At 73.4% G+C, this 1051-nt stretch carries 1 protein-coding gene; it reads right to left on the bottom strand.

The window, feature by feature from the left end; genetic code table 11:
* Positions 1-1051: acyltransferase domain-containing protein (locus AB0F82_RS38610; protein WP_362636490.1), on the bottom strand; the 1051-nt coding region annotated here is incomplete at both ends.

Below are 1051 nucleotides of genomic sequence, written 5' to 3'. Positions count from 1 at the left end.
GGGTGTGGCGTATTTCTGTTTCGGTGGCTTCGATGGCGATCATGGCGCCGCCGGAGGGCGCGGACTGCATCAGGCGGCCGCGGGTGGCGACGAGCTTGCAGGCGTCGTCGAGGTCGAGGACCCCCGCGACGTGCGCCGCGGCCAGCTCGCCCACCGAATGGCCGAGGAGGTAGTCCGGCGTCAGGCCGTAGTGCTCGACCGTGCGGTAGAGGGCGACCTCCGTCGCGAAGAGCGCCGCCTGCGTCCACATGGTCTGGTGCAGGGGTGAGGCCGGGTCATCCTCGGCGAAGAGGAGGGACTTCAGGGTCACGGACTGCTGCAGGTGCTCGTCGAGACGGGCGCAGACCTCGTCCAGGGCGCGGGCGTAGACGGGGTGGGTCTCGTACAGCTCACGGCCCATGCCGGCACGCTGACTGCCCTGCCCGGTGAACAGGAAGGCGGTCTTGCCGCCGCCCTGTCCGGCCGGCGGTCCCGTGATGACGTCCGCGGACTCCTCCCCGGAGGCCAGCGCGGCGAGCGCCCTCAGACGGCCCTCGCCGTCGTCCGCGACGACGGCCGCGGTGTGGGCCAGGAGCGCCGGCGCGGCGGCCAGTGACCGGCCGATGTCCGCCAGTGCGATCCGAGACGGCGAAGTGGCGGCCGGCTCCGGCATCGCCGTGCGCTCGGAGACGAAGGCCAGCAGCCGCTCCGCCTGGGCCCGCAGGGCCGGCTCCGTGTGGCCCGACAGCAGCCAGGGCGCCATCGGCACCGCCTCGGGGGCCGGGGCGGCGGGCTCCGGCTCGTTGGCGGGGGCCTGTTCGAGGACGACGTGGGCGTTGGTGCCGCTGATGCCGAAGGAGGAGACGGCGGACCGGCGGGGCCGGTCGGTCTCGGGCCACGGGGTCGCCTCCGTGAGGAGGGACACCGCCCCCCTGCTCCAGTCCACGTGCGAGGTCGGCCGGTCGACGTGGAGGGTTTGGGGGAGGATGCCGTGGCGCATGGCCATGACCATCTTGATGACTCCGCCGACGCCTGCGGCGGCCTGGGAGTGGCCGATGTTGGACTTGAGCGA

It is taken from the genome of Streptomyces virginiae, assembly GCF_040638905.1.
In the GTDB taxonomy this organism is placed as follows: Bacteria; Actinomycetota; Actinomycetes; order Streptomycetales; family Streptomycetaceae; genus Streptomyces; species Streptomyces virginiae_B.
This window is presented reverse-complemented; position numbering and strand designations above follow the sequence as displayed.